The 26,792-nt window shown below is 61.6% G+C and carries 27 protein-coding genes; 21 read left to right on the top strand and 6 right to left on the bottom strand.

The genetic code is table 11. The features are described 5' to 3' along the window. Positions 1-6 precede the first annotated feature (6 nt). The 4 genes from ACEN2T_RS23940 to ACEN2T_RS23925 all read left to right on the top strand — a co-directional run bounded on the left by ACEN2T_RS23940 (position 7) and on the right by ACEN2T_RS23925 (position 8,960). Entirely contained in the window at positions 7-531 is a 525-nt protein-coding gene (locus ACEN2T_RS23940; protein ID WP_032884121.1) for a chemotaxis protein CheW, read from the top strand. Further along, on the top strand, positions 528-2,579 hold the full coding sequence (locus ACEN2T_RS23935; RefSeq protein ID WP_032884120.1) for a methyl-accepting chemotaxis protein: 2,052 nt from the start codon (positions 528-530) through the stop codon (positions 2,577-2,579). Before ACEN2T_RS23940 ends, ACEN2T_RS23935 begins: the two co-directional genes overlap by 4 nt. 113 nt (positions 2,580-2,692) lie before the next feature. Further along, the gene (locus ACEN2T_RS23930; protein ID WP_442117682.1) at positions 2,693-8,512 is read left to right on the top strand and encodes an Hpt domain-containing protein; all 5,820 of its coding nucleotides are present in this window, start codon (positions 2,693-2,695) and stop codon (positions 8,510-8,512) included. Next, the gene (locus ACEN2T_RS23925; RefSeq protein WP_010207210.1) at positions 8,505-8,960 is read left to right on the top strand and encodes a chemotaxis protein CheW; all 456 of its coding nucleotides are present in this window, start codon (positions 8,505-8,507) and stop codon (positions 8,958-8,960) included. Before ACEN2T_RS23930 ends, ACEN2T_RS23925 begins: the two co-directional genes overlap by 8 nt. A gap of 55 nt (positions 8,961-9,015) precedes the next feature. Here ACEN2T_RS23925 and ACEN2T_RS23920 read toward each other — a convergent pair whose 3' ends face one another. Both ACEN2T_RS23920 and ACEN2T_RS23915 read right to left on the bottom strand, forming a co-directional pair. Beyond that, positions 9,016-9,651, bottom strand: a complete 636-nt coding sequence (locus tag ACEN2T_RS23920) for a LysE/ArgO family amino acid transporter (protein WP_032884116.1) — start codon at positions 9,649-9,651, stop codon at positions 9,016-9,018. 22 nt (positions 9,652-9,673) lie between these two features. Then, entirely contained in the window at positions 9,674-10,480 is an 807-nt protein-coding gene (locus ACEN2T_RS23915; protein ID WP_122763929.1) for a 2OG-Fe(II) oxygenase family protein, read from the bottom strand. Between the two features lie 231 nt (positions 10,481-10,711). Between ACEN2T_RS23915 and ACEN2T_RS23910 the strand changes: the two genes are divergently transcribed. Then, complete coding sequence (locus tag ACEN2T_RS23910; protein WP_032884114.1) at positions 10,712-11,404, top strand: NBR1-Ig-like domain-containing protein; 693 nt, start codon at positions 10,712-10,714, stop codon at positions 11,402-11,404. A 20-nt stretch (positions 11,405-11,424) separates the two neighbouring features. Here the strand turns inward: ACEN2T_RS23910 and ACEN2T_RS23905 are convergent, their stop codons facing one another. Next, positions 11,425-11,712, bottom strand: coding sequence for a HigA family addiction module antitoxin (locus ACEN2T_RS23905; protein WP_032884516.1), 288 nt, complete (start codon positions 11,710-11,712; stop codon positions 11,425-11,427). A 211-nt stretch (positions 11,713-11,923) separates the two neighbouring features. Here ACEN2T_RS23905 and ACEN2T_RS23900 point away from each other — a divergent pair, with 211 nt between their 5' ends. From ACEN2T_RS23900 to madM, 12 genes are all read left to right on the top strand, one after another. Beyond that, positions 11,924-12,307: a polymorphic toxin type 44 domain-containing protein gene (locus tag ACEN2T_RS23900; RefSeq protein ID WP_233896912.1), complete on the top strand. Its 384-nt coding sequence runs from the start codon at positions 11,924-11,926 to the stop codon at positions 12,305-12,307. Further along, the gene (locus tag ACEN2T_RS23895) at positions 12,285-12,704 is read left to right on the top strand and encodes a hypothetical protein (RefSeq protein WP_442117681.1); all 420 of its coding nucleotides are present in this window, start codon (positions 12,285-12,287) and stop codon (positions 12,702-12,704) included. Before ACEN2T_RS23900 ends, ACEN2T_RS23895 begins: the two co-directional genes overlap by 23 nt. Before the next feature lie 277 nt (positions 12,705-12,981). Then, positions 12,982-13,242, top strand: a complete 261-nt coding sequence (locus ACEN2T_RS23890; RefSeq protein ID WP_099601687.1) for a DUF6124 family protein — start codon at positions 12,982-12,984, stop codon at positions 13,240-13,242. Positions 13,243-13,519: 277 nt separating this feature from the next. Continuing rightward, a complete protein-coding gene (mdcA, locus tag ACEN2T_RS23885) occupies positions 13,520-15,190 on the top strand; it encodes a malonate decarboxylase subunit alpha (protein WP_442117680.1) in 1,671 nt (556 codons plus the stop codon). After that, the gene (locus tag ACEN2T_RS23880; protein WP_442117679.1) at positions 15,191-16,024 is read left to right on the top strand and encodes a triphosphoribosyl-dephospho-CoA synthase; all 834 of its coding nucleotides are present in this window, start codon (positions 15,191-15,193) and stop codon (positions 16,022-16,024) included. It begins immediately after the preceding gene. Beyond that, positions 16,024-16,323: a malonate decarboxylase subunit delta gene (locus ACEN2T_RS23875; RefSeq protein WP_032884109.1), complete on the top strand. Its 300-nt coding sequence runs from the start codon at positions 16,024-16,026 to the stop codon at positions 16,321-16,323. Before ACEN2T_RS23880 ends, ACEN2T_RS23875 begins: the two co-directional genes overlap by 1 nt. Beyond that, positions 16,316-17,158: a biotin-independent malonate decarboxylase subunit beta gene (locus tag ACEN2T_RS23870; RefSeq protein WP_339482669.1), complete on the top strand. Its 843-nt coding sequence runs from the start codon at positions 16,316-16,318 to the stop codon at positions 17,156-17,158. The genes ACEN2T_RS23875 and ACEN2T_RS23870 overlap by 8 nt, the downstream gene beginning before the upstream one ends. Further along, positions 17,155-17,925: a biotin-independent malonate decarboxylase subunit gamma gene (mdcE, locus tag ACEN2T_RS23865; RefSeq protein WP_401382941.1), complete on the top strand. Its 771-nt coding sequence runs from the start codon at positions 17,155-17,157 to the stop codon at positions 17,923-17,925. Before ACEN2T_RS23870 ends, mdcE begins: the two co-directional genes overlap by 4 nt. Continuing rightward, positions 17,919-18,515 carry a malonate decarboxylase holo-ACP synthase gene (locus ACEN2T_RS23860; RefSeq protein WP_442117678.1) on the top strand — a complete coding sequence of 199 codons (597 nt, stop codon included), beginning with the start codon at positions 17,919-17,921 and terminating at the stop codon, positions 18,513-18,515. Before mdcE ends, ACEN2T_RS23860 begins: the two co-directional genes overlap by 7 nt. Next, entirely contained in the window at positions 18,512-19,411 is a 900-nt protein-coding gene (gene mdcH, locus ACEN2T_RS23855) for a malonate decarboxylase subunit epsilon (protein ID WP_442117677.1), read from the top strand. Before ACEN2T_RS23860 ends, mdcH begins: the two co-directional genes overlap by 4 nt. A gap of 67 nt (positions 19,412-19,478) precedes the next feature. After that, positions 19,479-19,883 carry a malonate transporter subunit MadL gene (gene madL, locus ACEN2T_RS23850; RefSeq protein WP_442117676.1) on the top strand — a complete coding sequence of 135 codons (405 nt, stop codon included), beginning with the start codon at positions 19,479-19,481 and terminating at the stop codon, positions 19,881-19,883. A 1-nt stretch (position 19,884) separates the two neighbouring features. Further along, positions 19,885-20,649, top strand: a complete 765-nt coding sequence (gene madM, locus ACEN2T_RS23845) for a malonate transporter subunit MadM (RefSeq protein ID WP_032884101.1) — start codon at positions 19,885-19,887, stop codon at positions 20,647-20,649. Between the two features lie 110 nt (positions 20,650-20,759). Here madM and ACEN2T_RS23840 read toward each other — a convergent pair whose 3' ends face one another. Next, a complete protein-coding gene (locus ACEN2T_RS23840; RefSeq protein ID WP_032884099.1) occupies positions 20,760-21,674 on the bottom strand; it encodes a LysR family transcriptional regulator in 915 nt (304 codons plus the stop codon). 144 nt (positions 21,675-21,818) lie between these two features. On the opposite strand from ACEN2T_RS23840, the gene trhA reads away from it, so the two are divergent. Continuing rightward, positions 21,819-22,436, top strand: coding sequence for a PAQR family membrane homeostasis protein TrhA (gene trhA / locus ACEN2T_RS23835; protein ID WP_442117675.1), 618 nt, complete (start codon positions 21,819-21,821; stop codon positions 22,434-22,436). 18 nt (positions 22,437-22,454) lie between these two features. Here trhA and ACEN2T_RS23830 read toward each other — a convergent pair whose 3' ends face one another. Then, entirely contained in the window at positions 22,455-23,357 is a 903-nt protein-coding gene (locus ACEN2T_RS23830) for a LysR family transcriptional regulator (RefSeq protein ID WP_442117674.1), read from the bottom strand. A 108-nt stretch (positions 23,358-23,465) separates the two neighbouring features. Between ACEN2T_RS23830 and ACEN2T_RS23825 the strand changes: the two genes are divergently transcribed. From ACEN2T_RS23825 to ACEN2T_RS23815, 3 genes are read left to right on the top strand one after another with little or no spacing between them, the layout of a single operon-like run. Next, complete coding sequence (locus ACEN2T_RS23825) at positions 23,466-24,707, top strand: D-amino acid dehydrogenase (RefSeq protein ID WP_442117673.1); 1,242 nt, start codon at positions 23,466-23,468, stop codon at positions 24,705-24,707. Positions 24,708-24,717: 10 nt separating this feature from the next. Then, positions 24,718-25,068, top strand: coding sequence for a RidA family protein (locus tag ACEN2T_RS23820; protein ID WP_442117672.1), 351 nt, complete (start codon positions 24,718-24,720; stop codon positions 25,066-25,068). A 16-nt stretch (positions 25,069-25,084) separates the two neighbouring features. Continuing rightward, on the top strand, positions 25,085-25,987 hold the full coding sequence (locus tag ACEN2T_RS23815; RefSeq protein ID WP_095185115.1) for a transporter substrate-binding domain-containing protein: 903 nt from the start codon (positions 25,085-25,087) through the stop codon (positions 25,985-25,987). Positions 25,988-26,060: 73 nt separating this feature from the next. Here the strand turns inward: ACEN2T_RS23815 and ACEN2T_RS23810 are convergent, their stop codons facing one another. After that, the gene (locus tag ACEN2T_RS23810) at positions 26,061-26,780 is read right to left on the bottom strand and encodes a 16S rRNA (uracil(1498)-N(3))-methyltransferase (RefSeq protein ID WP_442117671.1); all 720 of its coding nucleotides are present in this window, start codon (positions 26,778-26,780) and stop codon (positions 26,061-26,063) included. Between the last annotated feature and the right edge of the window lie 12 nt (positions 26,781-26,792).

The following is a 26,792-nucleotide window of genomic DNA, read 5'->3' as shown; positions in this document are numbered from 1 at the left end:
GCCATCATGACCGAGTCGCAAACCGCCTTTGAGCTGCTGCTGGACATCGACCGCCGCTGCCGCCTGCTGGCCGCCGACCTGCCGTCCCAGGAAACCCGCCTGCAACGCTGGAGCGGTATCGGCTTTCGCCTGGGGCAACATTGGTATGTGGCGCCCATGGGCGAAGTCGCCGAAGTCCTGCATGAACCACGTTGCACTTTAATGCCTGGGGTCAAGGCCTGGGTCAAAGGGGTTGCTAACCTGCGCGGGCGCCTGCTGCCGGTGATGGACCTGGGTGGCTTCCTCGGCCTTGCGCTGTCCAAGGCGCGCAAGCAACGGCGGGTGCTGGTGGTGGAGTACAACGATCTGTTTGTCGGGCTGCTGGTGGATGAGGTGGTGGGGATGCAGCATTTTGCACAAGACGCCTTGCTGGCGAACACCAGCCCTGGCGCGCCGTTTATCCAGGGTCACTTCGAGGGTGATCCACTGTGGCAGGTCTTCAGCCCCTTCGCCCTGGCCCAGGCCCCAGGCTTCATGGATGTCGCCGCATGACCACCGCTACCACGCCCAAACCCCAGGCCGGCTCGCGCAGCCGTTCACAGATCATCGTGCTGTTTATCGCACTGATCGTGTTCATCATGCTGCTGTTCGCCAACTTCGCGTACCTCAACACCCAGTCTACCTACGACAAACAGTACATCGGCCACGCCGGTGAACTGCGAGTGCTGTCCCAACGCATTGCCAAGAACGCCACCGAAGCCGCCGCTGGCAAGGCCGCTGCTTTCAAGCTGTTGGGAGATGCGCGAAACGATTTTGCCCAGCGCTGGGGCTACCTGAAAAAAGGCGACCCGCAAACCGGCTTGCCCGCGGCACCCAGTGCGGTCCGTGCCGAGATGCGTGCTGTGCAGACCGATTGGGAAGCGCTGCTGAAAAATACCGACGCGATCCTCGCCAGCGAGCAGACCGTGCTGTCCCTGCATCAAGTGGCTGCGACCCTCGCTGAAACCGTGCCGCAATTGCAGATGGAGTCGGAGAAGGTCGTCGACATCCTGCTGCAACGTGGCGCCCCGGCCAGCCAGGTGGCCTTGGCTCAACGCCAGTCGCTGCTGGCCGAACGTATCTTGGGTGCGGTCAACACCGTGCTGGCCGGCGACGAAACCGCCGCGCAGGCCGCCGACACCTTTGGCCGTGATGCCGCCCGCTTTGGTCAGGTCCTCAATGGCATGCTCAACGGCAACCCTGGGCTGCGCATCACCCAAGTCGAAGACCACGATGCCCGCGCGCGGCTGGCGGACATTGCCGAGCTGTTCGAGTTTGTTTCCGGCTCCGTGGATGAAATCCTCGAAACCTCGCCGCAGCTGTTCCAGGTGCGCGCCTCGGCGAGCAATATTTTCAACCTGTCGCAAACCCTGCTTGATGAAGCGTCGCACCTGGCTATCGGGTTCGAAAACCTCGCCAGCGGGCGCAGTTTCGACACCATCGGCGGTTATGTGCTGGGTCTGTTGGCACTGGCCTCGATCATCCTGATTGGCCTGGTGATGGTGCGTGAGACCAACCGCCAACTGCACGAGACCGCCGAGAAGAACGAGCGCAACCAAAACGCGATCATGCGCTTGCTGGACGAAATCGAAGACCTGGCCGACGGTGACCTCACTGTGACGGCTTCGGTGACCGAAGACTTCACCGGCACCATCGCCGACTCGATCAACTATTCCGTGGACCAACTGCGCGATTTGGTCGCGACGATCAACCTTACCGCCGGCCAGGTCGCCGGTGCTGTGCAAGACACCCAGGCCACTGCCATGCACCTGGCCCAGGCCTCCGAGCATCAGGCCCAGCAGATCGCCGAAGCCTCCACCGCGATCAACCAGATGGCCCAATCCATCGACCAAGTGTCGGCCAACGCCGCCGAATCTTCGGCAGTGGCGGAGCGCTCGGTAGAGATCGCCAACAAGGGCAATGAGGTGGTGCACAACACCATCCACGGCATGGACAACATCCGCGAACAGATCCAGGACACCGCCAAGCGCATTAAGCGTTTGGGTGAATCGTCCCAGGAGATTGGCGACATCGTCAGCCTGATTGACGACATCGCCGACCAGACCAACATCCTCGCCCTCAACGCCGCCATCCAGGCGAGCATGGCCGGGGATGCCGGGCGCGGTTTTGCGGTGGTGGCCGATGAAGTGCAGCGACTGGCCGAGCGCTCATCGGCTGCCACGCGCCAGATCGAAACCCTGGTGCGGGCGATCCAGACCGACACCAACGAGGCGGTCATTTCCATGGAACAGACCACCACCGAAGTGGTGCGCGGTGCACGGCTGGCCCAAGACGCGGGCGTGGCACTGGAAGAGATCGAAGGCGTATCGAAGACCTTGGCGGCGCTGATCCAGAGCATCTCCAATGCGGCGCAGCAACAGACGTCGTCGGCAGGGCAGATCTCCCTGACCATGAACGTGATCCAGCAAATCACTACGCAGACGTCGTCGGGTTCCACCGCCACTGCCGAAAGCATCGGCAATTTGGCGAAGATGGCGAGCCAGTTGCGCAGGTCGGTCTCGGGTTTCACCTTGCCTGCGGCCAAACAGGTTGATGATTGAAATGCAGTCAAAGTGTGGGAGGGGGCAAGTCGAATCGTCGCACCGCCCCTCCCGCATGTGATCTCCATCTGTCTGGAGATCCAGGCAACCCACGAATTCTAAGCGGAGCAGTTATGGTTGATCGGCACGACTACGTGGCCCTCGAATGGGTCAAGGGCGACATTGCCGAAACCCTGAAACAGGCCCGTTCGGCACTGGATGCGTTTGTCGAAACCCATGACGATGACGTGATCAGCCAATGCCTGTCCGGTATCCACCAAGTGCATGGTGCGCTGCAAATGGTCGAGTTCTACGGCGCAGCGCTGCTGGCCGAAGAGATCGAAGAACTGGCCCTTGCGCTAAAGGCCGGGCGGGTCAGTCAGCGCGATGAAAGCATCCGTCTTCTGCAACAGGCCCTCGGCCAACTGCCGCTGTACCTCGACCGCGTGCACAGCGCCCGCCGCGATCTGCCGTTGGTGGTGCTGCCGCTGCTCAACGACCTACGCAGCGCACGGGGTGAAAGCCTGCTCTCGGAAACCAGTCTGTTCAGCCCACAATTGCTGTCGATCGCGCCGCTGCCCGATGAAACCCTGATCCAGCGCGCGCCGCCTGAGCTGCATGAGCAACTGCGTCAATGGCACCAGTTGCTGCAACAGGCGTTGGCCGGACTGCTGCGTGAAGACCACGGCCCGAGCAATCTGGAAGACATGGCGCGGGTGTTCGCACGCCTCGAAGCCCTCTGCCAGGGCGCGCCGTTGTTGCCGTTGTGGCAAGTGGCTTCGGCGCTGGTCGAGGGCATGCTCACCGGTGTGGTCGCCAACAGCCCGGCTTTGCGCAGCTTGCTCAAGGCCAGTGACAAACAACTCAAGCGCCTGCTCGCCCAGGGCATAGGCGGCATCAACCAATCTGCGCCGGATGAGTTGCTCAAGAGCCTGTTGTTCTACGTCGCTAAAGTCACCCGGCCAACGCCGCGCATGCAAAGCCTGAAAGAGCGATACGGCCTGGATGAAGCCTTGCCCGACAGCACGGTGGTCGACGCCGAGCGCGCCCGCCTGGCCGGGCCGGACCGCAATGCCATGGGCTCAGTGCTCGGTGCGTTGTGCGAGGAACTCGTGCGGGTCAAGGAACGCCTCGACCTGTTCGTGCGCAGCGACCGCCAACACACCAGCGACCTTGATGCGCTGCTGGCGCCGCTGCGGCAGATCGCCGATACCTTGGCGGTGCTGGGGTTCGGTCAGCCGCGCAAAGTCATCATCGACCAGCTTGCGGTAGTACTGAGCCTGGCCCAAGGCCAACGCGAACCCAACGACGCCGTGCTGATGGATGTCGCTGGCGCGCTGCTCTACGTCGAAGCCACCTTGGCGGGAATGGCCGGCACCGTCGAGCCGGAAAGCCGCGAAGAAAGCCGCCTGCCCACTACCGACCTAACCCAGATTCACCAGTTGGTGATCCGTGAGTGCTGCCAGTGCCTGAAGCAGGCTAAAGAGCTGGTGATCGACTGCATGGAAGCCGACTGGGACCGTCAGCGCCTGGAATCGCTGCCGGAGTTGCTGAGCCAGGTGCGTGGCGCGTTGGCGATGATTCCGCTACCGCGTGCAGCGAGCCTGATGCGCGGCTGCACCGACTATGTCGATGAGCAGTTGATGGTCAACGAAGGCCCGCCGGCAGAGGCGCAACTGGAGCATTTTGCCGATGTGATCAGCAGCTTGGAGTACTACCTCGAACGCATGCTCCAGGACCCCGACGCTGCTGGCGAGCGGGTATTGGAGCTGGCCACCCAAAGCCTGGCGACGCTGGGCTACCTGCCCGCCGAGAAACCCTGGCGCCAGGCGCTGGTCGCTCCCGATGGTGCGTTGTCGAGCGAGGTCACGCCCAGCCAGTCGCAGTTCGACGCACTGGCCAACCCTACCTCGCGCCTCAACCCGCCGGCCCTGCAACGCCCCGGTAGTCTGCTGCCGCCGCCAGCCGATGAAGCGCCTATCGACGATGAACTACGCGAAGTCTTCCTTGAAGAGACTGACGAAGTTCTCGAAGTGCTGCACCGCCACCTGCCCAACAGCGCGAACAAAACCGCCCAAGGCGAAATGCGCCGCGCTTTCCACACGTTGAAAGGCAGTGGCCGCATGGTACGCGCCCTGGTCCTGGCCGAGTTGGCCTGGGCTGTTGAAAACCTGCTGAACCGTGTGCTGGAACGCAGTGTGGCCCTAGGCCCCGAGATCCAGCAGGTGCTGGATGACGCCGTGGCCCTGCTGCCGGAGTTGATCTCCGACTTTGCGACGGACGACCAACACCAACGCGACGAGGTCGACGCCTTGGCCGCTCGCGCCCACGCCTATGCCAGCTGCGGCGCCCTATCTGCTGGCGAACCCCACGACCCGATGCTGCTGGAAATTTTCCGCAACGAAGCCCAGAGCCATCTGGACAGCCTCAACCACTTCCTGCAACAGGCCGCCGAGCATGTGCCGCTGCAGGTCAGCGATGAGCTGCAACGCGCGCTGCACACTCTCAAGGGCAGTGCGTACATGGCCGGCGTGTTGCCGATTGCCGAGCTGGTGCGCCCACTGGATCACCTGACACGCGAATACAAGGCCCATCGTCTGCCGCTGGACCTGGACGAGGTGGAGTTACTGCTGGAAGCCGAAGCTCTGTTCCAGCGTGGCTTACGCCAACTGGATCGCGACCCTCTGGTGCCGATCAGGGGCGCGGCCGACTTGATTGGCCGCACCCAAGCCCTGCTTGACCATCAGTTGGCAACGCTGCTCGACGCGCCCAACACCGGCTTGCGCATCAAGCGTGACCCGCAACTGATCACCAACTTCCTGGCCCAGGGCATGGATATCCTGCTCGACGCCGAAAGCCTGCTGCGTCGTTGGCAACAGCACCCTGGCGAGCGCCAGGAACTCACGGCGTTGCTGGATGAACTGACCACGCTGGGAGAAGGGGCACACATCGCCGACCTGCACCCTATCGACGAACTGTGCGAAGCCTTGCTTGACCTCTATGGCGCGGTGGAAGAGAGCAGTCTGGCCGTCAGCGAGCGGTTTTTCCGGGAGGCCGAACAGGCCCATGAAGCGCTGATCAACATGCTTGACCAACTGGCCGCCGGGCAGGAAATCAGCCTGGCCCCGGCACGGGTCGAGGCCCTGCGCGAATTGCTGGACGGAGCCCTGGACCCGTCCGCCACCGGCCTGATCAAAAGCGACGGTAACCGCGCCCTGAGCATCGCTGAACTCGGTGCCGCCACCGCGCAGTTGGAGCATGAAACGGCGATGGACGATGAGATCGTCGAGATCTTCCTCGAAGAAGCCGTGGACATTCTCGACAGCGCCGGGCAGTCCCTCAAGCGCTGGCTGCTGGAGCCCGAAAACGCTGCACCGTTGTCCTCGTTGCAGCGCGACCTGCACACCCTCAAGGGCGGCGCGCGCATGGCTGAAATCGGCCCGGTGGGCGATCTGGCCTATGAGTTGGAATGCTTTTACGAAGGCCTGGTTGACCGTCGCTACAGCTACAGCGCCGAGTTGTCTCAAGTGCTGATGGCCAGCCATGAACACCTGGCCTTGCAGCTGGAAGAACTGCACCACCACCAGCCCTTGAGCGACAGCGTCGAGCTGGTTGCCAAGCTTCGTGAGCTGCGACAGAGCAGTACGCCCGCGACCCAGGCGCCAGCGCCTGAAACGGCGGGCGCCGACCCGGAATTGCTGGATATCTTCCTCGAAGAAGCGGCCGACATTCTCGACAGCTCGGGCAGCGCGTTGCTGCGCTGGCAGGCCGAGCCGAACAATCGCCAGGAAGTCGAAACCCTGTTGCGCGACCTGCACACCCTAAAGGGCGGCGCGCGCATGGTCGAGATCGGGCCGATTGGTGACTTGGCCCATGAGCTTGAGTTTCTGTACGAAGGGCTGTCCGCCGGTTTGCTCGCGCCGTCGGCTGAGCTGTTCGCGCTGCTGCAAGGCTGCCATGACCGCCTGGCGCAGATGATCGACGCCGTGACGGATGGGATGCCGGTGGGCTCCGTGGACAAGCTCATCGAACGCATCAAAAGCCTGGTGCACCCCAGCGTAGAGCCAGTGGTGCCGGTGGCGTTGCCCGCAGGCAAGGCCGAAGCGGTCGCTGATCCTACCGCCGACATGGTGAAAATCTCCGCCGACCTGCTGGACGACCTGGTCAACCTGGCGGGTGAAACCTCGATCTTCCGTGGCCGCATCGAACAGCAGGTCAACGACGCGCGCATTGCGTTGAACGAGGTGGAAACCACCATTGAGCGAATGCGCGATCAACTGCGCCGCCTCGACACCGAAACCCAAGGTCGCATTCTCAGCCGCCAACAGGCCGAGGCCGAACGCCTGGGCTACGAAGACTTCGATCCGTTGGAGATGGACCGCCATTCGCAGTTGCAGCAACTGTCCCGCGCGTTGTCCGAATCCGCCTCCGACCTGCTCGACCTGAAGGACACCCTCGACCTTCGCAACGAGGATGCGCACGACCTGTTGCAGCAACAGGCACGCATCAACACCGAGTTGCAGGAAGGCCTGATGCGCACGCGCATGGTGCCGTTCGAGCGTATGTTGCCGCGCCTCAAACGCATCGTGCGCCAGGTGGCGGGCGAGTTGGGCAAGGACGTGGAATTCATCGTCGGCAATGCCGAGGGTGAGATGGACCGCAACGTGCTTGAACGCATGGCGGCGCCCTTGGAGCACATGCTGCGCAACGCCGTCGACCATGGCCTGGAGTCCCGCGATGTGCGGCTGCTGGCCGGTAAGCCGGAAAAGGGCCGCATCACCCTGGACCTGACCCACGAAGGCGGCGATATCGTTTTCGACATGCGCGACGACGGCGCCGGCGTGCCCCTCGAAGCGGTGCGGCGCAAGGCGATCAAGCGCGGGTTGCTCGCCCCTCATCAAGAGATCAGCGACCGCGACGTGTTGCAGTTCATCTTGCAGCCGGGGTTTTCCACTGCGGAAAAGATCACGCAGATTTCCGGGCGTGGCGTGGGCATGGACGTTGTGCATGAAGAAGTGCGGCAGCTCGGCGGTTCGATGTTCATTGAATCGACGCCGGGCGAGGGCGTGCATTTTCGGATTCGTCTGCCGTTCACCGTGTCGGTCAACCGCGCACTGATGGTGCAGTGCGCCGACGACCAATACGCAATCCCGCTCAACACCATCGAAGGGCTGGTGCGTGTGCTGCCCCATGAGCTGGCGGGGCACTACCAGCAAGATCCGCCGCGTTATGAATACGCAGGTCAGCGCTACGAACTGTTTTACCTCGGCGACCTGCTGCATACCGTGGCCCGTCCGAAACTGCTGGGCCAGTACCAGCCGGTGCCGGTGCTCTTGGTGCAGTGCAATGAGCGGCGTGTGGCGGTGCATGTGGATGCCATGGCCGGCACGCGGGAAATCGTGGTCAAGGGCCTGGGGCCGCAGTTCGCGGGGGTGCAAGGCTTGTCCGGCGCGACCATCCTCGGCGACGGCCGCGTGGTGCTGATTATCGACTTGCTGGCGCATATCCGCGCCCGCCAACCGGCCTTGCCGGCGCAGTCGGTGGATGCGCCACTGATCCTCAACGACCCGCTGAAAAAACGCCCCTTGCTGGTGCTGGTAGTGGACGACTCGGTTACCGTGCGCAAAGTCACCAGCCGGCTGCTGGAGCGCAACGGCATGAACGTGCTCACTGCCAAAGACGGCATCGACGCCCTGGCTGTGCTTGAAGAACACACCCCGGACTTGATGCTGCTCGACATCGAAATGCCGCGCATGGACGGCTTTGAAGTGGCCACGCAAGTGCGCAACGACCCGCGCTTGATGCGCCTGCCGATCATCATGATCACCTCCCGCACCGGCCAGAAACACCGCGACCGCGCCATGGCGATCGGCGTCAACGAATACCTCGGCAAGCCGTATCAAGAGTCGGTGCTGCTGGAAAGCATCGCCTATTGGAGCAAGTCCCATGCTTGACCACCGCACCAGCCAACTCACCGGCCTGCTGCTGCCCCTGGCCGACCGTCACCTGGTACTGCCCAACGTCGCCATCGCCGAGTTGATCGACTTCCAACGCGGCGAACCGGCCAGCGACGCACCGCCGTGGTATCTGCGGCAAGTGACGTGGCGGGATCGGCAGATTCCGTTGATCAGTTTCGAAGCCGTGTGCGGCGAGGCCAGCGTGACCGGCGAACGCTCGCGGATCGTGGTGTTGAATGCGCTGGGCGGGCGGCCGACGTTGAAGTTTATTGCGCTGGTGATCCAGGGTATTCCGCGGTCGTACAAGCTCGATAGCGAGTTGAGCTATGTGGACGTGCCGCTGTGCCCGCTGGAACTGGCAGCGGTGCAGGTGGGAGAGCATGTGGCGAAGGTGCCGGATTTGATGGGACTTGAGGCGCTGCTGGTGGAGTCCGGGTTGGCCTGAGTGGCGCATTCTCCATGAGAAATGAAAGGCCCCTGTGGTGAGGGCGCTTTCCCGTTCAGAGACGCTGCAGCAGATGAAAATCAGCAATCAGCATACCCGCGAGGTACACCATCAAAATCACCACGCCGGCGTCCAACAAACGCCAGACCTTTGCCGAACGAAATAGCCCCGTCAACCTTTGGCATCCCAACGCCAAAACCACAAACCATACCAGCGACGCGGTCATTGCTCCGCCGGCAAAGAACGCTTGTTGGCTGACGGGCTTTGCCGCACCAATAGAGCCAATTAGCACCACGGTATCCAGCCAAGCATACGGATTGGCGAATCCAAGTATCACCGCCGTGCGCAGTAATCCGCGCTGTGAGGTGAGGTTGCTTTGAGTATCTGGCATCGACTGGTTACGCACACAAGCCAATAACCGCTGCCAGCCAAACCACAACAGATAGGCCGCTCCCGACAGCAGCAGTAACGCCACCAAACCTGGCTTGCTGCCGAGCAACGAGCCCAAGCCCATGACCCCAAGAGCGATGAGGATGATATCGGCGAACACGCATACCGCCACCACACCCCAGACAGGGCTGCGACTGACACCCTGGCGAATAACCAGGGTGTCCTTCGGTCCAGGAGCGGCGAACAGTCCGATGCCCAGTAGAAGACCTTCGAGATAAAAGACGTTGAGGTCTGGAGTCATGAAGTGCTCGACCGCCTGGGTATCAGTTCAATTGAAGGGGTTGATTACCGAAACCGGTATGGCGCGCGTTGGCGGCGCTTTTCAAGTCGATCGGCTGGTGGCGGAAAAAGCCTCTCAGTTCCTGCTCTGCATCAGGGTTGACGAAGTAAATGAGAGAGCTGCGTGGCATTGGTCTCCGAGGAGTCAGAACCGCGTGGTATGCAGCGGGAATTGCATAGTCTGAGAGGTCAGTCAGTAACGATCCGGCCAAGATTGCAACCTCGTTCTCCAAGAGGCGTACCGGCTCCAGCGAGCTGCCTCGAACCAGGACGAGGCCATCACGAGTCGGCTTGATAAATGACAACAGATGACCATCCTCATGAGGGTCCTGAGCAAACTGGCGCTGACCCGACCCGGAATTAGCTCCATAGACACACAGTTGCAGATAGGACGTTGCACGCAAAGAGTTCAACGAAGTGGCTCCAAACTCCGCGCAAATTCCGTCCATCAATTCTTGGGCAAGCTCGCTGATCTGTTGTTCAAAAGCATTAACGGCGGCAAAAAATTCACTTCGTGTGAATTCAAACGCTCTTCGTTTTGATGAATGCGCAGGCCAGTAACAAAATCGCTCACACAGGTCTGGCTGATCCTCAAGGCTCGAGTACTCAGCGCCAAAGGGGAAAAATCCATCGGTGTCTTTCGCGAAGGAAAACGAGGCCTTGGTGGCTGGCGATATTGCGGAGTATCCCTCAACGATTTTTTTGTAATCCAGCAGCATCGCTTCTGATATTTGCAGGGTGCCAAAGCCTGTTTGAGCAACGGATTTACAGCACGCTTTGATGTGGTTCATGGCTATATCCAAAGGTAGATGTAAAGGAATGCAACAAACACTGGGTTCGCAAGCAGGCGAGAAACTACGACACTGGATATGACTGACTAAAAGGGCCCCATCCATGTCCTTCACAACTTCGCCAGCAGGCGGCGAGTGTGCATGGTTCAAGACACGTGGCGGCGGACAGGTTGTCTTTTTTGGCGGACAAAGAAATGACGTTCACCTAAAAATGGGAACCGCAAACTTCGTATGAATATAAGAACGCGAGATACCCTCAGGTCGCTGGTTGCACGGCGCAGCCGAGAGTTGGGCAAGCCCCTGACTGCGCTGGCCAAGGAGGCGGGAATTTCCAGAACCTACCTGTACGGTCTATCGGCTGGAGCTTCCAGGGACCCGTCGGTGCGCACGCTGATCAAGCTGGCGAAGGCATTGCAGGTTTCTCCCTTGCTGCTGTTTCGCTACTTCGCTGACCTGACAGGTGCGCCCGGTAATGCGTGCTCAATGGCTACCACCAATCGGGCTGCAGGTATTGATGATCCGGAGGACGTTGCGGTGTTCAATGCCGATGTCACGACGCCTGATCAAACCGTCGTGTTGCCGGGGGAAGTTTTTCAGAAAACCTGGGAGATTCAGAACCTGGGCACACGACCCTGGCGCGGGCGACGACTGGTGCGTGTTGATGGGGAATACGTTATTGCCCGCCGCGCAGATCCACAAGGCCAGTTGGAGGTAGTGATGGATATTCATCTGCGCAGCCTGCACAGCGAGCTCCCGATTGCCGATACGCTGCCGGGCCAGCCGGTGCATATCAGTGTGGAATTTGCAGCACCCAGGGAGACTTGTACGGTGGCTTCAGTCTGGAGAATCGAGGATGAGCAGGGGAAACCTTGTTACGGGCCTGCGTTCATTTTGCATGTGGTGGTTAACGTCATGGCACGTTGAGCGTCCGGTCGGATTTTTCCTTAATCAATCCGCGCAAACGGCTCAAGCATCGGCTGCTCCCGATGCTCGGCCTGCCACAAGTCGTAGGCGCTTTGCATCGATAACCATAACTGCGCAGTACTTACGCCGACTCGCTCCAACCGGACGGCAAGGTCCGGGCTTACGGGGGCGTGGCCATGCAAGATCCTTGAAAAAGTATCGCGGGCGAAGCCAAGGCGCCTGGCCATTTCGGTGATAGCAATACCGAGGGCCGGGACTACATCCTCAAGCAGAATTTCGCCTGGGTGAGGTGGGTTATGCATACGCAGATTGGGTTTAGAGTTCGGATTCACGATGGTCGCCCGTGGTGGGCTTGGACGAAAAAAGGCTAGAGAGACAGGTTCCGAGCAACAACCTGAACATCTTGTAGGAATGGAGTGCGGTTATTGTCGGCGAGTTCTGCATTTGGATTTATCGGGTTTCCAGGCCTGAGCGCGGTGGCTAAGTTCTACGCTCCTCACTGCCACCAAGGCCCCGAAAATGATCGTACCGTTAATGCCGCCTGGTGTTTCAATACTTGAAAACATGGCGACAGCCAAGTGCAAGGGCACTCATCTCAAGCCCGGTTCGGCATTCGCCTATTCGTGGTTTTATTCCCAGGTTCGTGCAGCCGGTCCATGGAACTACAAGAAGCGAGGGCGTCAGTACGAAGCTTTTGGTAATTTCAATTATGGTGCTACAGGTACGGTACTCGGCATTCCCGAGCATGTTCTGTTGCGGGCAGCCGGCGTCGCTCAAACATTCGCAAAAACCACCAAGCCGGAGTTTGGATCATGGTGGGGCGGTGACCCTTTTGGCGATGATCCCCGAGATCAATATTGGATAAAGAGGGGGATTGAGTATGCAATTTCTCAGGGCTACTAAGGGGCTCTTGCCGGTCCTGCGTAACTGTCTTCTGGTGGCCTGCCTGATATACATCGGGGGCAATTGGATCATTTCATCCGGTACGCCTGACCTGGACGAAGTGGTTTTGAAGCACTCCTTGGGCAATGGCAGCTCAATTTATGGTGCGCGTGACGGGCAGGGCGGCGCGACGGTGGGCTTTTCCTACAGGTACTACGTGCATAAGGACCTGCGTAATGATCACGAAATACTCACGTCACTGGTCTCGGCACATCCATTTCTAAAAACCAAAGAGCCTGATGTGCAAGTGAACCAGGTGGATGGAGTCATCCACCTCATTGTCCGTGGGGAGGTTTATGAGTACCGCAGCTACCCGCTTGAAGCTTTGGGGGCTGTGAGCATCGACATGAGGTTGTAGGCCTGCTGGCTTCGGATTTTTCCTGCACGATTTTGGGCCGTGCATGAACTTGTCGCGTGCAGTCCGCGCGCCTAGTCTTCGGCGCACCAACGCCCATAGCCATTCAATGGGTGTTTTTTATGCCTGCTGTATTTGTTATGGCGGCTGTGCGTGGGAGATCCTTCGGGGTCTGCCGGGGTCCGATATGCCCGGTCTTGCACACCGGCGCACCGCTGCCACCTTAATTCGCGTGCAAGCGAAAGAGCGCAGCCTCCATCACATATCGGCGTTGTAAATCATGGTCAAACCTACCCCCAATCCTCCCGCAAACCTCTTCACCGTAAACCCCCACCAAAACACCGAAACCCTGCTGTTCAACGCCAGCGAAACCCTGTCCTCCCTCAACGCACTCACCTGCAACCTGGCCTTCGACCTGGACACTTCCCAGCGCGCCATCTTGCTCGGGATCCAGCAAATGGCCGAGTTGGGGCAGTTGTTGGTGGATCGGGCGCTGGAACAGGTCAGCCCTTCGCTGGAAAAGGTCCCAAGCAGGGACTGATCAGTCCCTTTTTGGGACCGCATTCTCACAGACACCAGTGAGCAAATGTGGGAGGGGGCTTGCCCCCGATGGCTGAGTGTCAGTTGAAACATCACTTAGCTGACCCACCGCCATCGGGAGCAAGCCCCCTCCCACATGTTGATCTTCTTTGGGCTCAGGTCAGTGTTTGCTGATGTTTCATTACTCTAACCGTAACGATCAATCGCTAAGCTTGATTGATGGCTCCCGGATTCACTCCTAAGGTAAGCCTCACGACAGCTAACCTCGTGGAGCGACCATGACAACAACAATAACCCCCGACTCGCGCTGGACGCGGCGGCGCGACGAGAAGCAGCGGCGGCTCGGGCTGGTCAAAAAGTACGCAGACGGCGCGGTGCTGCCCAGCGACAAGATTGTCGAGGCGCTTGAGGCGCTGATCCTCCCCGGCGACCGCGTGGTGCTGGAAGGCAACAACCAGAAGCAAGCCGACTTCCTCTCGCGCTCGCTGGCCAAGGCCGACCCGGCCAAGCTTCACGATTTGCACATGATCATGCCCAGTGTCGGGCGGTCCGAGCACCTGGACCTGTTTGAAAAGGGCATCGCCCGCAAGCTGGATTTCTCCTTCGCCGGCACCCAATCCCTGCGCATCAGCCAGTTGCTGGAAGACGGCCTGCTGGAAATCGGCGCGATCCACACCTACATCGAACTCTATGCACGGCTGGTGGTGGACCTGATCCCCAACGTGGTGCTCTCCGCCGGTTTCATGGCCGACCGCGCCGGCAATATCTACACCGGCGCCAGCACCGAAGACACTCCGGCGCTTATCGAACCCGCCGCGTTCAGCGATGGCATCGTGATCGTGCAGGTCAACCAGTTGGTGGATGAGGTCACCGATTTGCCTCGCGTCGACATTCCTGCCAGTTGGGTGGATTTTGTGGTGGTGGCCGACAAGCCGTTCTACATCGAGCCGCTGTTCACCCGCGACCCGCGCCATATCAAACCGGTGCATGTGTTGATGGCGATGATGGCGATCCGTGGCATCTACGAAAAACACAATGTGCAATCGCTCAACCATGGCATCGGTTTCAACACCGCCGCCATCGAATTGATCCTGCCCACCTACGGCGAATCCCTGGGACTTAAGGGCAAGATCTGCCGCAACTGGACCCTCAACCCGCACCCCACGCTGATCCCCGCGATTGAAAGCGGTTGGGTCGAAAGCGTGCATTGCTTTGGCACCGAACTGGGCATGGAGAACTACATCGCCGCCCGCCCGGATGTGTTCTTCACCGGCCGCGACGGTTCGATGCGCTCCAACCGCATGTTCTGCCAATTGGCCGGCCAGTACGCAGTGGACCTGTTTATCGGCGCCACCCTGCAAGTCGACGGCGACGGCCATTCCAGCACCGTTACCCGTGGCCGCCTCGCCGGTTTCGGAGGGGCGCCGAACATGGGCCACGACCCGCGCGGTCGCCGCCATGGCACCCCGGCGTGGCTGGATATGCGCCACGACGATGCGCCGGTCGCGCTGCTGGAACGTGGCAAAAAGCTCGTGGTGCAGATGGTCGAGACCTTCCAGGAAGGCGGCAAACCCACCTTCGTCGACACCCTCGACGCCGTGGAAGTGGCACGCAAAAGCGGCATGCCCCTGGCGCCGATCATGATTTACGGTGACGACGTCACCCACCTGCTCACCGAAGAAGGCATCGCCTACCTGTACAAGGCGCGCTCCCTGGAAGAACGCCAGGCGATGATCGCCGCCGTCGCCGGGGTGACCGCCATCGGCATGCGCCATAACCCGAAAGACACCGCACGCATGCGTCGCGAAGGCCTGATCGCCTTGCCCGAAGACTTGGGCATCCGCCGCACCGACGCCACCCGCGAGCTGTTGGCCGCCAAGAGCGTGGCCGACCTGGTGGAGTGGTCCGGTGGCCTGTACAACCCGCCCGCCAAATTCAGGAGCTGGTAAATGCGCGCTCTCAAACTGCATGAACTCAGTCTTGCGGATCGCCTGGCGGATATGGCCGTCGATGCGCTGATCGATGAAGCGGACCTGTCGCCTAAACCCGCCCTGGTGGACCGTCGCGGCAACGGCGCCCACAGTGATTTGCACTTGGGGCTGATGCACGCCTCGGCGCTGTCGTTATGGCCGATGTTCAAGGAAATGGCCGAAGCGGCGATTGAAATCGGTGAGGTCGGCTTGCCTCTGCGCGAAGCCCTCGGTCGTATTGGCCGTGAGGGTGAGCAAGCGATGCTCACCACCACTCAGGGTGTGAATACCCATCGCGGCGCGATCTGGGCGCTCGGCTTGCTCACTGCTGCGGCAGCCTTGGAGCCCCGCGCTATAACGCTGAACGCGGCCAGATTAGCCCTGCTCAACGACCGCTACGCCCCACAGCCACTGAGCCACGGCGCCCAGGTCGCGCAACGCTACGGCGCGCGCGGTGCCCGTGAAGAAGCGCAGTTTGGCTTCCCCTCGGTGATGCAGCGCGGCCTGCCGCAACTGCACAAAAGTCGCCGCCAAAACGCCGGCGAACAGAACGCACGCCTGGACGCCTTGCTCGCGATCATGACCGATCTGGCCGACACCTGCGTGCTCTATCGCGCCGGCCTGGAAGGCCTGCATGCCATGCAGCGCGGCGCCCAGGCCGTGCTCGACGCCGGCGGCAGCGCAAGCCTCGCCGGGCGCCGCCAACTGCATGAGCTGGACCACCAACTGCTGGCCCTGAATGCCTCCCCCGGTGGCGCCGCCGACCTGTTGGCCGCCTGCCTGTTTATCGACCGCCTCGACGGAGCGTTGTGATGGAAACCTTATCCTTTGAATTCCCCGCCGGGCAGCCGCCAAAAGGCCGTGCGCTGGTGGGTTGCGTCGGCTCGGGCGACCTGGAAGTGCTGCTGGAACCGGGCACGGCCGGCACGTTGACCATTCAGGTACAGACCTCGGTGAATGGCGCCGAACAACGCTGGCAGCACCTGTTCGAACGCATCTTCCAAGAGCAGACGCCACCCGCCCTGAACATTGATATTCATGATTTCGGCGCCACCCCCGGCGTGGTGCGTTTGCGCCTGGAGCAGGGTTTCGAGGAGATCGGCCATGACTGACTTGCTCGCTAAACACAGCTTCGTGGAACTGGGTGCGCGGCAGCGGGCCAAGGCCTTGTTGGATGCCGGCACCTTTCGCGAACTGATCGACCCGTTCCAGCGGATCATGTCGCCCTGGCTCAGCCGCCAAGGTGTGGTGCCCCAGGCCGATGACGGGGTGGTGATCGCCAAGGGCAGCATCGGCGACTTGCCTGTGGTGATTGCAGCCATTGAGGGCAACTTCCAGGGCGGCAGCCTCGGTGAAGTGGGCGGTGCGAAAATCGCTGGCGCCCTGGAGTTGGCAGCTGAGGACAACCGCAAGGGCATCCCGACCCGCGCGGTGCTGCTCCTGGAAACCGGCGGCGTGCGCTTGCAGGAAGCCAACCTCGGCCTGGCCGCAATTGCTGATATACACGCGGCGATTGTCGACCTGCGCCAGTACCAGCCGGTGATCGGCGTGGTGGCGGGCAGCGTTGGCTGTTTCGGCGGCATGTCCATCGCGGCCGGGCTGTGCAGCTACCTCGTCGTGACCCGCGAAGCGCGCCTGGGCCTCAATGGTCCGCAGGTGATCGAACAGGAAGCCGGGTTGGAAGAATACGACTCCCGCGACCGTCCCTTTATCTGGAGCCTCACGGGTGGCGAGCAGCGCTTTAACAGTGGCCTGGCCGACCGTTACGTGGCCGACGATGTGGCGCAGATCCAACAGACGGTCAGCGCGTTGCTGCAGCAAGGCGTGCCCGCCCAACAACGCAGTCGCCAGGCTGATTATTACCTCACACGCTTGGCCGAGCTGGACGCTGTACCGCAAATCGACCCGGCGACGGTGCGCGAGCTGTATCAAGGAGAACGCTCATGAGAGGTTTGCAGTGGTTCAACGCATTGAGCGCCGGCGCTCCACCTGTAGACGGTTTGCCCGCGTCGCTGAGGGTTGCCGACGGTGTATTGGGTGAGCAAGAGGTGCGCTTTGTCGCCGTGGTGACTGACGCGCAAAACCGCTTCCCTCGGGCGCGCAATGGCGAAGTCGGCCTGCTCGAAGGCTGGGGCCTGGCCAAGGCCGTCGATGAAGCCATCGCCCGCGGCGACAAGCGCCCGATCATCGCCATCGTCGATGTGCCCAGCCAAGCCTACGGCCGTCGCGAAGAGGCCCTCGGCATCCATCAGGCCCTGGCCGCTGCCGCCGACAGCTATGCCCGCGCTCGCCTCGCCGGCCACCCGGTGATTGCGCTGCTGGTGGGCAAGGCCATGTCCGGTGCGTTCCTGGCCCACGGTTACCAAGCCAACCGCCTGATCGCCTTGCGCGATCCTGGTGTGATGGTGCACGCCATGGGCAAGGCCTCGGCTGCGCGGGTGACCCTGCGCAGTGTCGAAGAGCTGGAAGCCCTGGCCGCCAGCGTGCCGCCCATGGCCTATGACATCGACAGCTATGCCAGCCTCGGATTGCTGTGGGAGACCTTGTCGGTGAGCCAGATTGAACAACCGACAGCGGACGATGTGGTGCGGGTCAGTGAATGTCTGGTGAGTGCAATCAAGGACATTGGCACACCCGATTTGAGCGGACGCCTCGGCGCCACTAATCGCACCGCTTCCAGCCACGTGCGCGAGTTGTTGCGGGAGCAATGGTGAACGCGCACGACCTGCTCTGGGGCATGAGCCCGGCGCATCTGCCCATCGACGCACCGGCCTGGGCGGTGGACGCGATCAGCGCCGGTCACCCGGTAGTGGTGCGTCGCGCGCTCGCCAAGCCGGGCCAGGTGGCGGTCGGCGTGCGTGGACGTTTGCGCGAACAGCGTTTTGCCGCCGTGATGCCGATTGCAGCGGTGCGTCGGCGTGTGGTGCCGGAGGCGTTGCGCGCCGTGATCTCGACGCGGGATTTACCTGCGTTGCAGGCATTGCAGCAGTTGCGCCCGGTGCTGGCCCAGACAAGCTGGGGCGTCAGCGGCAGTGCGGGTTTTGAGTTGGCGACCGGCATTGAGGCGCTGCATGCTGAGAGTGATCTGGATTTGATCCTGCGCGCGCCTGAGCCGCTGGATCGCAATGACGCGCGGGCTCTTCTGGAACGACTGGATAAGGCGGTGTGTAGCGTAGACCTGCAAATACAAACCCCGTTCGGCGCCGTCGCTTTGCGCGAGTGGGCCGGGCCATCCCGCCGCGTATTACTCAAAACCACCAGCGGTGCGCACCTTGTAATCGACCCCTGGCAGGATGTGGCATGAGCAGCCTGCTGGTGTTTCCGGGGCAGGGCGCCCAGCGCACGGGCATGCTCCAGGCGCTGCCTGCCGACATCCTGGCCGAAGCCAGCGATGCCCTGGGCGAAGACGCGCGCCTGCTCGATTCCGCGCAAGCCCTGGCCAGTACCCGCGCCGTGCAGCTGTGCCTGTTGATTGCCGGCGTTGCCCACGCCCGTCTGTTGGATCGCACCCCGGATTACGTGGCGGGCCTGTCCATCGGTGCCTATCCGGCTGCGGTCATCGCTGGTGCCCTGGATTTTCCCGATGCGGTAAAGCTTGTGAGCCTGCGCGGCCAACTGATGCAAAGCGCTTATCCACACGGCTACGGCATGACTGCGATCATCGGCGTGGAGTTATCCACCGTCGAAAACATCCTCGCCGACATCCACAGCCCCGAAACCCCGGTATACCTGGCCAATATCAACGCCGATAACCAGAGCGTGATCGCCGGCAGCGACGAGGCCATGAAGCGTGTTGCCGCGCGCATCAAGGGCAACGGCATCGCCAAGCGCCTGGCCGTCAGTGTGCCGTCCCATTGCGCGCTGCTGGAGCAACCGGCCGAGGCCCTGGCCCAGGCGTTTGTCCCGCTCAAGGCGCCGCGCATCACCTACCTGAGCAGCACCCGCGCGCGGCCGATCCACAACCCCGAACACCTTTGCGACGACCTGGCCTTCAACATGTGCCGCGTTGTCGACTGGCGCGGCACCGTGCAAAGCGCCTATGAGCGCGGCGTGCGCCTGCAAATCGAACTGCCCCCGGGCGCCGTGCTCACCGGCCTGTCACGCCGCGTGTTCGAACAAGGCACGGTGATCGCCTGTGAAGGCGCACGCCTGGATACCTTGCAGGCCCTGCTGGAAGAGGAGGAGCGCCGCCACCGATAAAGCACTACCCAAGGCTGTCGAATCACAAAAACAACAATTTCGATCGAGCACTTCGAGGACAACAATAATGATTATTTACGGTGTGGCATTGCTGGCGATCTGCACGCTTGCAGGTGTGATCATGGGCGACATGCTCGGCGTGTTGCTTGGCGTCAAATCCAACGTGGGCGGGGTGGGCATCGCCATGATCCTGCTGATCTGCGCCCGCCTGTGGATGCAAAAACGCGGCGGCATGACCAAGGAATGCGAGATGGGCGTCGGCTTTTGGGGCGCGATGTATATCCCTGTGGTGGTGGCGATGGCCGCGCAACAAAACGTCGTGACCGCCTTGCACGGCGGCCCGGTCGCGGTGCTGGCGGCCATTGGTTCGGTGGTGGTCTGTGGTTGCACCATTGCCTTGATCAGCCGTACCCACAAGGGCGCGCCTCTGCCCGCCGAAGAGCCGTTGATCGTGCCTGCGGGAGGTCGCTGATATGTGGGATCTCATCGAAAAAGGTTTGGAACATAACGGCCTAATCACCGCGTTTGCCTTTGTTGGCGTGGTGATGTGGATTTCTGTGGTGCTGTCCAAGCGCCTGACGTTCGGGCGTATCCATGGCTCGGCGATTGCCATCGTCATCGGCCTGATCCTGGCCTGGGTCGGCGGCACCATTACCGGCGGGCAAAAAGGCCTGGCGGACCTGGCGCTGTTCTCCGGTATCGGCCTCATGGGCGGCGCGATGCTGCGCGACTTCGCCATCGTTGCCACGGCGTTTGAGGTGCAAGCCACCGAAGCGCGCAAGGCCGGGATGATCGGTGTGATTGCGCTGCTGCTGGGCACGATCCTGCCGTTTATCGTCGGCGCCAGCATGGCCTGGGTGTTTGGCTATCGCGACGCGATCAGCATGACCACCATCGGCGCGGGTGCCGTGACCTACATCGTCGGCCCGGTGACCGGTGCGGCGATTGGCGCGACCTCGGATGTGATGGCGCTGTCCATCGCGACCGGGTTGATCAAGGCGATCCTGGTGATGGTCGGTACACCGGTGGCGGCGCGTTGGATGGGCTTGGATAACCCGCGTTCGGCGATGGTGTTTGGTGGCTTGGCCGGCACCGTGAGCGGCGTGACGGCTGGGCTGGCGGCAACGGACCGACGGTTGGTGCCTTATGGTGCATTGACGGCCACGTTCCACACCGGACTTGGGTGTTTGCTTGGGCCTTCGCTGCTGTACTTCATTGTGCGTGGGTTGGTTGGCTAGCTTTGGAAGTTGTGTTGTCTGGTTGGGCCTCATCGGGGGCAAGCCCCCTCCCACATTTTGAATTGCGAACACATTCAAGTGTGGGAGGGGGCTTGCCCCCGATGGCTATCTCAAGCCTGCCGATTGGCGTACATCCGACACTCCGCCAACAATGCCAGCAAATTTGGGTCACGTTCCTTGGCCTTCAGAAACACCACGCCGATCTGCTGCTGCAACCGATACCTGGCTTGCAGCGGTATCAGCTTCACGCGGTTTTCATACACCGCCGCAATCCGTCCCGGCAACAACGCATAGCCCACGCCTGAGCTGACCATGCTCAACAGTGTGAAGATGTCATTGACCTGCATCGCCACCTTCGGCTCGAACCCCGCTTGCTTGAACACTCGGTTGCCATCCTGGTGGGTGGCGAAGCCTTGGGTGAGGGTGATGAAGGTCGCGTCGCGCACGTCGGCCAGGTCGATTTCGTGATCACGGTCGAAAGGTGAATCCGCCGGAGTGGCGAGGAAGATGTCGTCGGAGAACAGCGCGATCTGCTCGCAGTCGGGGTCGTTGGCCTGTTCATCGAGGGAGATCAGGATCGCGTCCACTTCCATGTTCTTGAGCTTGTAGAGCAGGTCGAAGTTGGAGCCCAGGATCAGGTCGATATTGAGCTCGCTGCGACGAATCTTCAGGCCCATGATCAGTTGCGGCACGGTCTTGACCGTCAGCGAATACAGCGAGCCCAACTTGAAGCGCTCGGCCGAGAAACCGGCGGCTTCGCGGGTCAGGCGCACGCTGTCGACCACATCGGCCACCAGTTTCTGTGCGCGCTCTTCGAGGACGTAGGCGCTTTCCAGCGGGGTGAGGTTGCGGCCCTCGTGTTTGAACAGCGGGCAGCGCAGTGCATTTTCCAGCGAGTGGATGGCGCGGTGCACGCTGACATTGCTGGTTTGCAGTTCGGCAGCGGCACGGGCCAGGTTGCCGGTGCGCATGAACGCCAGGAAGATTTCCAGCTTTTTGAGGGTGAATTCTTCGTCGATCAGCATGGCCGTGGGCTCTTGTTCGAATGCCGTCGATTGTGCCCGCAAAACCGCGCGGCGTCGCCGGAACGTCATGCGACGCTTGCACTCTTATGCCCAAGGCGGGAGGCTTGCCGCCAGCTGTTAACGGTTACAGGAGGTCGGTGACACATGTACCACGGGGAACGATTCAACGCCTGGAGCCATTTGCTCGGTGCAGTCGCGGCGTGTATTGGCGCCGTGTGGATGTTGGTGGTGGCGAGCCTGGACGGCAGCCCCTGGAAGATCGTCAGCGTGGCGATTTACGGCTTTACGTTGATGGTGCTGTACAGCGCGTCGACCGTGTACCACAGCGTGCAAGGTCGGCGAAAAGAGATCATGCAGAAGGTCGATCACTTTTCGATCTACCTGTTGATCGCCGGCAGCTACACGCCGTTTTGCCTGGTGACCCTGCGCGGCCCGTGGGGCTGGACGCTGTTCGGCCTCGTGTGGGGGCTGGCGGTGATTGGCATCCTGCAAGAGATCAAGCCGCGCTCTGAGGCGCGCATCCTGTCCATTGTGATTTATGCGGTGATGGGTTGGATCGTGCTGGTGGCAGTCAAGCCGCTGATCGCCGCGCTGGGGACGGCGGGGTTTACCTGGCTGGCGGCGGGCGGGGTGTTGTACACCGTGGGCATCATTTTCTTTGCCCTGGAGGACCGCCTGCGGCATTCCCATGGGATCTGGCATCTGTTTGTGATCGGCGGCAGCCTGCTGCACTTTGTGGCGATCATGCATTACGTGCTTTGAATGAGAGGGGCGATGTCCTTAGAGGCGTCCCAACAACTCGCATGACCGCTTGCCCAAGATCTCCAGCAGATTGGCCAGCATATGCGGCGGCGGTCCGTCGGCGCGGGTCAGGGCATACAGGGTGATCGGCAGCGGCGGGGTGAGCGTGCGGATGCAAGTGGTGTCCGTCGAGGCGCCCAGCGCGGTGAACGGGTCGATCACCGTTAACCCCGCGCCGGACTCCACCATCGCGCGCGCCAGCGAATAGGTTTGCACCGAGATCGTCACCCGGGGCGCAGGGTCGACATTCTCCAGGTAGCTGTCGAGTTTTGCCGCCAGCGGGTCGGCGCTGGACAGGCCAATCAGCGGCGCGCCCGCCAAGTCGGCCAATGGCAGGGGCTGATGCAGCTCAGTCTCCGGCCAATAGCCTTTGGATGCCAACGCCACCAGCACACCGTTGGCCAACACCTGGGTGGTCAACCCTGGATGGCCGGAGAAGTTGAGCGTCAGCGCCAGATCAATCTCGCGCATCAACAACTTTTGCACCAGTTCGCGGCTGTGGTCGCTGGACAGTTCACAGGCCATGTCCAGGTAGTCTCGCTTCCATTCCAGAATCGCCGGCGGCAGCAGCGACAGCGCCAGCGCGGGGGTTGCGCCGATGCGCACACTTTGCCCCGGCGCACGACGCAAGCTCTTGGCCAGACGCCGCACCCCTTGCAGGCTCGCGGTGACTTTCTCCACTTCACTCTCCAGCGCCAGTGCTTCCGGCGTGGGCTGCAACTTGCCGCGTACGCGCAGGAACAGTGGGAAGCCCAGCTGCAGCTCTGCGTGCTGCAACACTTTGGTTACCGCCGGCTGCGACACGTGCAGCAATTGCGCGGCGGCGCTGACGGAGCCGGTCTGGCGGATTGCCTGGAAGATTTCGATATGACGCAGGCGCATGGCAAGTCCATAACCTTTGTTTATAGGTGAGCCATCTTTATTCATTGTCGGCGGCCTGTCACCTGCCCCTACGCTTGAGCCTACTTAATCGACGGCGAGGGGGCGGGGATGGCCAGGCAGGTTTGCATCATTGGCGGTGGAGTCATTGGCTTGGCGAGCGCGTATGCGCTGGTGCGTGCCGGCCATGAAGTGACGGTGATCGACGCTCGCGACCGACTGGGCAGCGAAACCAGTTTCGCCAACGGCGGGCAACTGTCCTACCGCTATGTCGCGCCGTTGGCTGATGCCGGAGTGCCGCTGCAAGCGCTTGGCTGGCTGGTGCGCGGTGACTCTCCGTTGAAATTGCGCCCACGCCTCGATCCCCAGCAATGGCGTTGGATGGCGGCGTTTATCGGCGCATGCCGAGGTTCGGTGAATAAGCGTAATGCGGAGCACCTGCTGCGCTTGGCCTCCTTGAGCCAACGCACGTTGCAGCAATGGCGCGAGGATGACCACCTGGACGGTTTCGACTGGCGGCGCAATGGCAAGCTGGTGACTTTCCGCGATAGCCGTTCATTCGCGCATGCGCGCAGCAAGGTCACGGATATTTTGCAGCAGCAGGTATGGTCCGCCGCCGATTGCGCGCGGCTGGAGCCTGCGCTGGCGGGCGATGGGTTTGTCGGCGGCATCTACACGCCGAACGAGGAAGTCGCGGACTGTCACGCGTTCTGCCAACGATTGGCGGCGCGGCTTGAGGCCTCTGGGCGCTGCCGATTTTTGCTGGGGCGCAAGGTGGCCGGGATTCGTCACGCGGACGGCGCGGTACAAGCCATCGAATTGGCGGATGAAGTGATGCCGGTCCAGCACCTGGTATTGGCCGCGGGGTATCGCAGCGCCGAGTTGGGGCTGCCGGGGCTTTCGCTGCCGCTGTATCCGCTGAAGGGCTACAGCCTGAGCGTGCCGATTGGCCCGCAGCACCAGGCGCCGAATGTGAGCATCACCGACTACGACCGCAAGATCGTCTACGCGCGCATCGGCGAACAACTGCGGGTGGCGGCGATGGTGGATATCGTCGGTTTCGACGCGGGCCTGGAGCCCAAGCGTCTGGCCCTGATCAAGCGCCAGGCGGTCGAGACGTTCCCTCTGGGCGGCGACTATGCCCGTGCGGTCGAATGGGCCGGCATGCGCCCGGCCACGCCTACCGGTGTGCCGCTGATTGGCGCCAGCGTTTATCGCAACCTGTGGCTGAACCTGGGCCACGGCGCCCTGGGGTTTACCCTGGCATGCGGCAGCGGCCAACTGTTGGCCGAGCTGATCGGTCGGCACGCCCTTTCCATTGATATGCAGGGCCTGACGCCCCGCGCCGCTTGAGGATGTAACCATGACCATCAATCGAATCAGCAGCAACGAGCGTCTTTCTGGTGCCGTGACTTTCAAGGACTTGGTGTTCTTGTCGGGTCAGGTACCGGGTGACGGTCAGGATGTCGCGACACAAACCCGCGAAGTGCTGGCCAAAATCGACGGGTTGCTGGCCCAGGCGGGCAGCGACAAGGACCATCTGCTCAATGCGACCATTTACCTCAAAGACATCGGCACCGGTTTTGCGCCGATGAACGAGGTGTGGTCGGCGTGGCTGTCGCAGGGGATGGCGCCCACGCGAACCACCCTGCAGGCGGAGCTGGCGCGACCGAGTGTGTTGGTGGAAATCAGTGTCATCGCTGTACGTAAATAACCAACGGAGCAGAACAATGAAAAAAATTCTGTTGACCGGTTGTACCGTGGGGCTGTTGTTTGGGGCTCAGGTTCAGGCAAATGAACCGGCGCTGAACGGCACGTTGAGCAAGATCGCCAACGCCAAGTCCATCACCCTGGGCTATCGCGATGCGTCGGTGCCGTTTTCCTATGTGGGGGATCACAGCGGCAAACCCATGGGTTATTCGGTGGACCTGTCGAGCAAGATTGTCGAGCGCATCCAGCAGAAAACCGGAGTGGCCGACCTCAAGGTGAAGTACAACCTCGTGACGTCCCAGACGCGAATTCCGCTGGTGCAGAACGGCACCGTTGACTTGGAATGCGGTTCCACCGGAGTGACCGCTGAGCGCCAGAAACAGGTGGCATTTTCCTATGGGTTTATTTATGTGAAAGGCCAGTTGCTGACGGCTAAAGACAGCGGCATCAAAGGCTTCACCGACCTTGCCGGCAAGAACGTGGTGACCACTGCCGGCACCACCAACGAACGTTTTCTCAAGAGCTACAACGCCGAGCACAAAACCAATATGTTCGTGATCAGCGCAAAGGATCATGGCGAAGCGTTCAAGATGCTGGAGACGGGCCGCGCCGTGGCGTTTTATATGGATGACGCGCTCCTCTACGGCGAACGCGCCAAAGCCAAGGACCCGCACAAATGGGTGGTGGTTGGCGAGGAGCAGTCGCGGGAGATCTACAGCTGCATGGTGCGCAAGGACGATCCGCAGTTTCTTGCGGTGGTCAACGAGACCCTCGGCGACCTGTACCGCTCGGGGGAGATCAACGGGATTTACCAGCGCTGGTTTGAACAGCCGATTCCGCCCAAGGGCTTGAACCTGGAATTCCCGATGACCAGCGAGTTGAAGGCGATTATTGCCAAGCCGGTGAGTGATCCGGTGGAGTAAGAAGGGGTAACCGAATCTAAATGTGGGAGGGAGCAAGTCCCTCCCGCATTACGATCGTTTTTGCAGCTGTGGGCTAGAAGTCGCCCCAGAGTTGTTGGGCGACGGCCAGCGCTACCACTGGCGCGGTCTCGGTACGTAGCACCCGTGGGCCGAGACGGGCGGCATGGAAGCCGGCCGCTTGGGCGGTGTCGACTTCATTGTCAGTCAACCCGCCTTCCGGCCCGATCAGAAACGCCAGGCTCGCAGGCTTGGCATGGCTGACCATCGGCTCTGCCACCGGGTGTAGCACCAGCTTCAGATCCGCCTCGACCTGCTTCAGCCAGTCCGCCAGCAACAGCGGTGGGTGAATCACCGGCACCGTCGAACGCCCGCATTGCTCGCACGCACTGATCGCCACCTGGCGCCAGTGCAGCAGGCGTTTGTCAGCGCGCTCGTCCTTGAGTCGCACTTCGCAGCGGTCGCTGAAAATCGGGGTGATTTCGTTGACCCCCAGTTCAGTGGCTTTCTGGATTGCCCAATCCATGCGCTCGCCCCGGGAAAGGCCCTGGCCAAGGTGGATGTGCAGTGGCGATTCGGTCTGGCCCGTGAAGCTTTCGGTGAGTTGTACGGTGACGCGTTTTTTCCCGACCTCCAGCAATGTGCCGCTAAACTCCAGGCCGGAGCCGTCGAACAATTGCACGGCGTCGCCCTCGACCATGCGCAGCACGCGGCTGATGTAATGCGCCTGGGCTTCTGGCAGTTCATGGTCACCGAGGCTCAGCGGGGTGTCGGTGAAAAAGCGGGACAGTCTCATGTCTGTTCTCTG

It is taken from the genome of Pseudomonas sp. W22_MBD1_FP4, from assembly GCF_052113765.1.
GTDB classification, from domain to species: domain Bacteria; phylum Pseudomonadota; class Gammaproteobacteria; order Pseudomonadales; family Pseudomonadaceae; genus Aquipseudomonas; species Aquipseudomonas sivasensis.
This window is presented reverse-complemented; position numbering and strand designations above follow the sequence as displayed.

What these genes read in the sequence shown, in the direction of transcription:
- mdcE (WP_401382941.1), top strand. Translation starts at nt 17,155, where the DNA reads ATGAGAGGTTTGCAGTGGTTCAACGCATTGAGCGCCGGCGCTCCACCT.
- ACEN2T_RS23910 (WP_032884114.1), top strand. Translation starts at nt 10,712, where the DNA reads ATGAATATAAGAACGCGAGATACCCTCAGGTCGCTGGTTGCACGGCGC.
- ACEN2T_RS23880 (WP_442117679.1), top strand. Translation starts at nt 15,191, where the DNA reads ATGCGCGCTCTCAAACTGCATGAACTCAGTCTTGCGGATCGCCTGGCG.
- ACEN2T_RS23940 (WP_032884121.1), top strand. Translation starts at nt 7, where the DNA reads ATGACCGAGTCGCAAACCGCCTTTGAGCTGCTGCTGGACATCGACCGC.
- ACEN2T_RS23895 (WP_442117681.1), top strand. Translation starts at nt 12,285, where the DNA reads ATGCAATTTCTCAGGGCTACTAAGGGGCTCTTGCCGGTCCTGCGTAAC.
- ACEN2T_RS23840 (WP_032884099.1), bottom strand. Translation starts at nt 21,674, where the DNA reads ATGCTGATCGACGAAGAATTCACCCTCAAAAAGCTGGAAATCTTCCTG.
- madL (WP_442117676.1), top strand. Translation starts at nt 19,479, where the DNA reads ATGATTATTTACGGTGTGGCATTGCTGGCGATCTGCACGCTTGCAGGT.
- ACEN2T_RS23900 (WP_233896912.1), top strand. Translation starts at nt 11,924, where the DNA reads ATGATCGTACCGTTAATGCCGCCTGGTGTTTCAATACTTGAAAACATG.
- ACEN2T_RS23930 (WP_442117682.1), top strand. Translation starts at nt 2,693, where the DNA reads ATGGTTGATCGGCACGACTACGTGGCCCTCGAATGGGTCAAGGGCGAC.
- ACEN2T_RS23920 (WP_032884116.1), bottom strand. Translation starts at nt 9,651, where the DNA reads ATGACTCCAGACCTCAACGTCTTTTATCTCGAAGGTCTTCTACTGGGC.
- ACEN2T_RS23875 (WP_032884109.1), top strand. Translation starts at nt 16,024, where the DNA reads ATGGAAACCTTATCCTTTGAATTCCCCGCCGGGCAGCCGCCAAAAGGC.
- ACEN2T_RS23935 (WP_032884120.1), top strand. Translation starts at nt 528, where the DNA reads ATGACCACCGCTACCACGCCCAAACCCCAGGCCGGCTCGCGCAGCCGT.
- ACEN2T_RS23830 (WP_442117674.1), bottom strand. Translation starts at nt 23,357, where the DNA reads ATGCGCCTGCGTCATATCGAAATCTTCCAGGCAATCCGCCAGACCGGC.
- ACEN2T_RS23820 (WP_442117672.1), top strand. Translation starts at nt 24,718, where the DNA reads ATGACCATCAATCGAATCAGCAGCAACGAGCGTCTTTCTGGTGCCGTG.
- ACEN2T_RS23825 (WP_442117673.1), top strand. Translation starts at nt 23,466, where the DNA reads ATGGCCAGGCAGGTTTGCATCATTGGCGGTGGAGTCATTGGCTTGGCG.
- ACEN2T_RS23810 (WP_442117671.1), bottom strand. Translation starts at nt 26,780, where the DNA reads ATGAGACTGTCCCGCTTTTTCACCGACACCCCGCTGAGCCTCGGTGAC.
- mdcA (WP_442117680.1), top strand. Translation starts at nt 13,520, where the DNA reads ATGACAACAACAATAACCCCCGACTCGCGCTGGACGCGGCGGCGCGAC.
- madM (WP_032884101.1), top strand. Translation starts at nt 19,885, where the DNA reads ATGTGGGATCTCATCGAAAAAGGTTTGGAACATAACGGCCTAATCACC.
- trhA (WP_442117675.1), top strand. Translation starts at nt 21,819, where the DNA reads ATGTACCACGGGGAACGATTCAACGCCTGGAGCCATTTGCTCGGTGCA.
- ACEN2T_RS23870 (WP_339482669.1), top strand. Translation starts at nt 16,316, where the DNA reads ATGACTGACTTGCTCGCTAAACACAGCTTCGTGGAACTGGGTGCGCGG.
- ACEN2T_RS23915 (WP_122763929.1), bottom strand. Translation starts at nt 10,480, where the DNA reads ATGAACCACATCAAAGCGTGCTGTAAATCCGTTGCTCAAACAGGCTTT.
- ACEN2T_RS23815 (WP_095185115.1), top strand. Translation starts at nt 25,085, where the DNA reads ATGAAAAAAATTCTGTTGACCGGTTGTACCGTGGGGCTGTTGTTTGGG.
- ACEN2T_RS23890 (WP_099601687.1), top strand. Translation starts at nt 12,982, where the DNA reads ATGGTCAAACCTACCCCCAATCCTCCCGCAAACCTCTTCACCGTAAAC.
- ACEN2T_RS23860 (WP_442117678.1), top strand. Translation starts at nt 17,919, where the DNA reads ATGGTGAACGCGCACGACCTGCTCTGGGGCATGAGCCCGGCGCATCTG.
- mdcH (WP_442117677.1), top strand. Translation starts at nt 18,512, where the DNA reads ATGAGCAGCCTGCTGGTGTTTCCGGGGCAGGGCGCCCAGCGCACGGGC.
- ACEN2T_RS23925 (WP_010207210.1), top strand. Translation starts at nt 8,505, where the DNA reads ATGCTTGACCACCGCACCAGCCAACTCACCGGCCTGCTGCTGCCCCTG.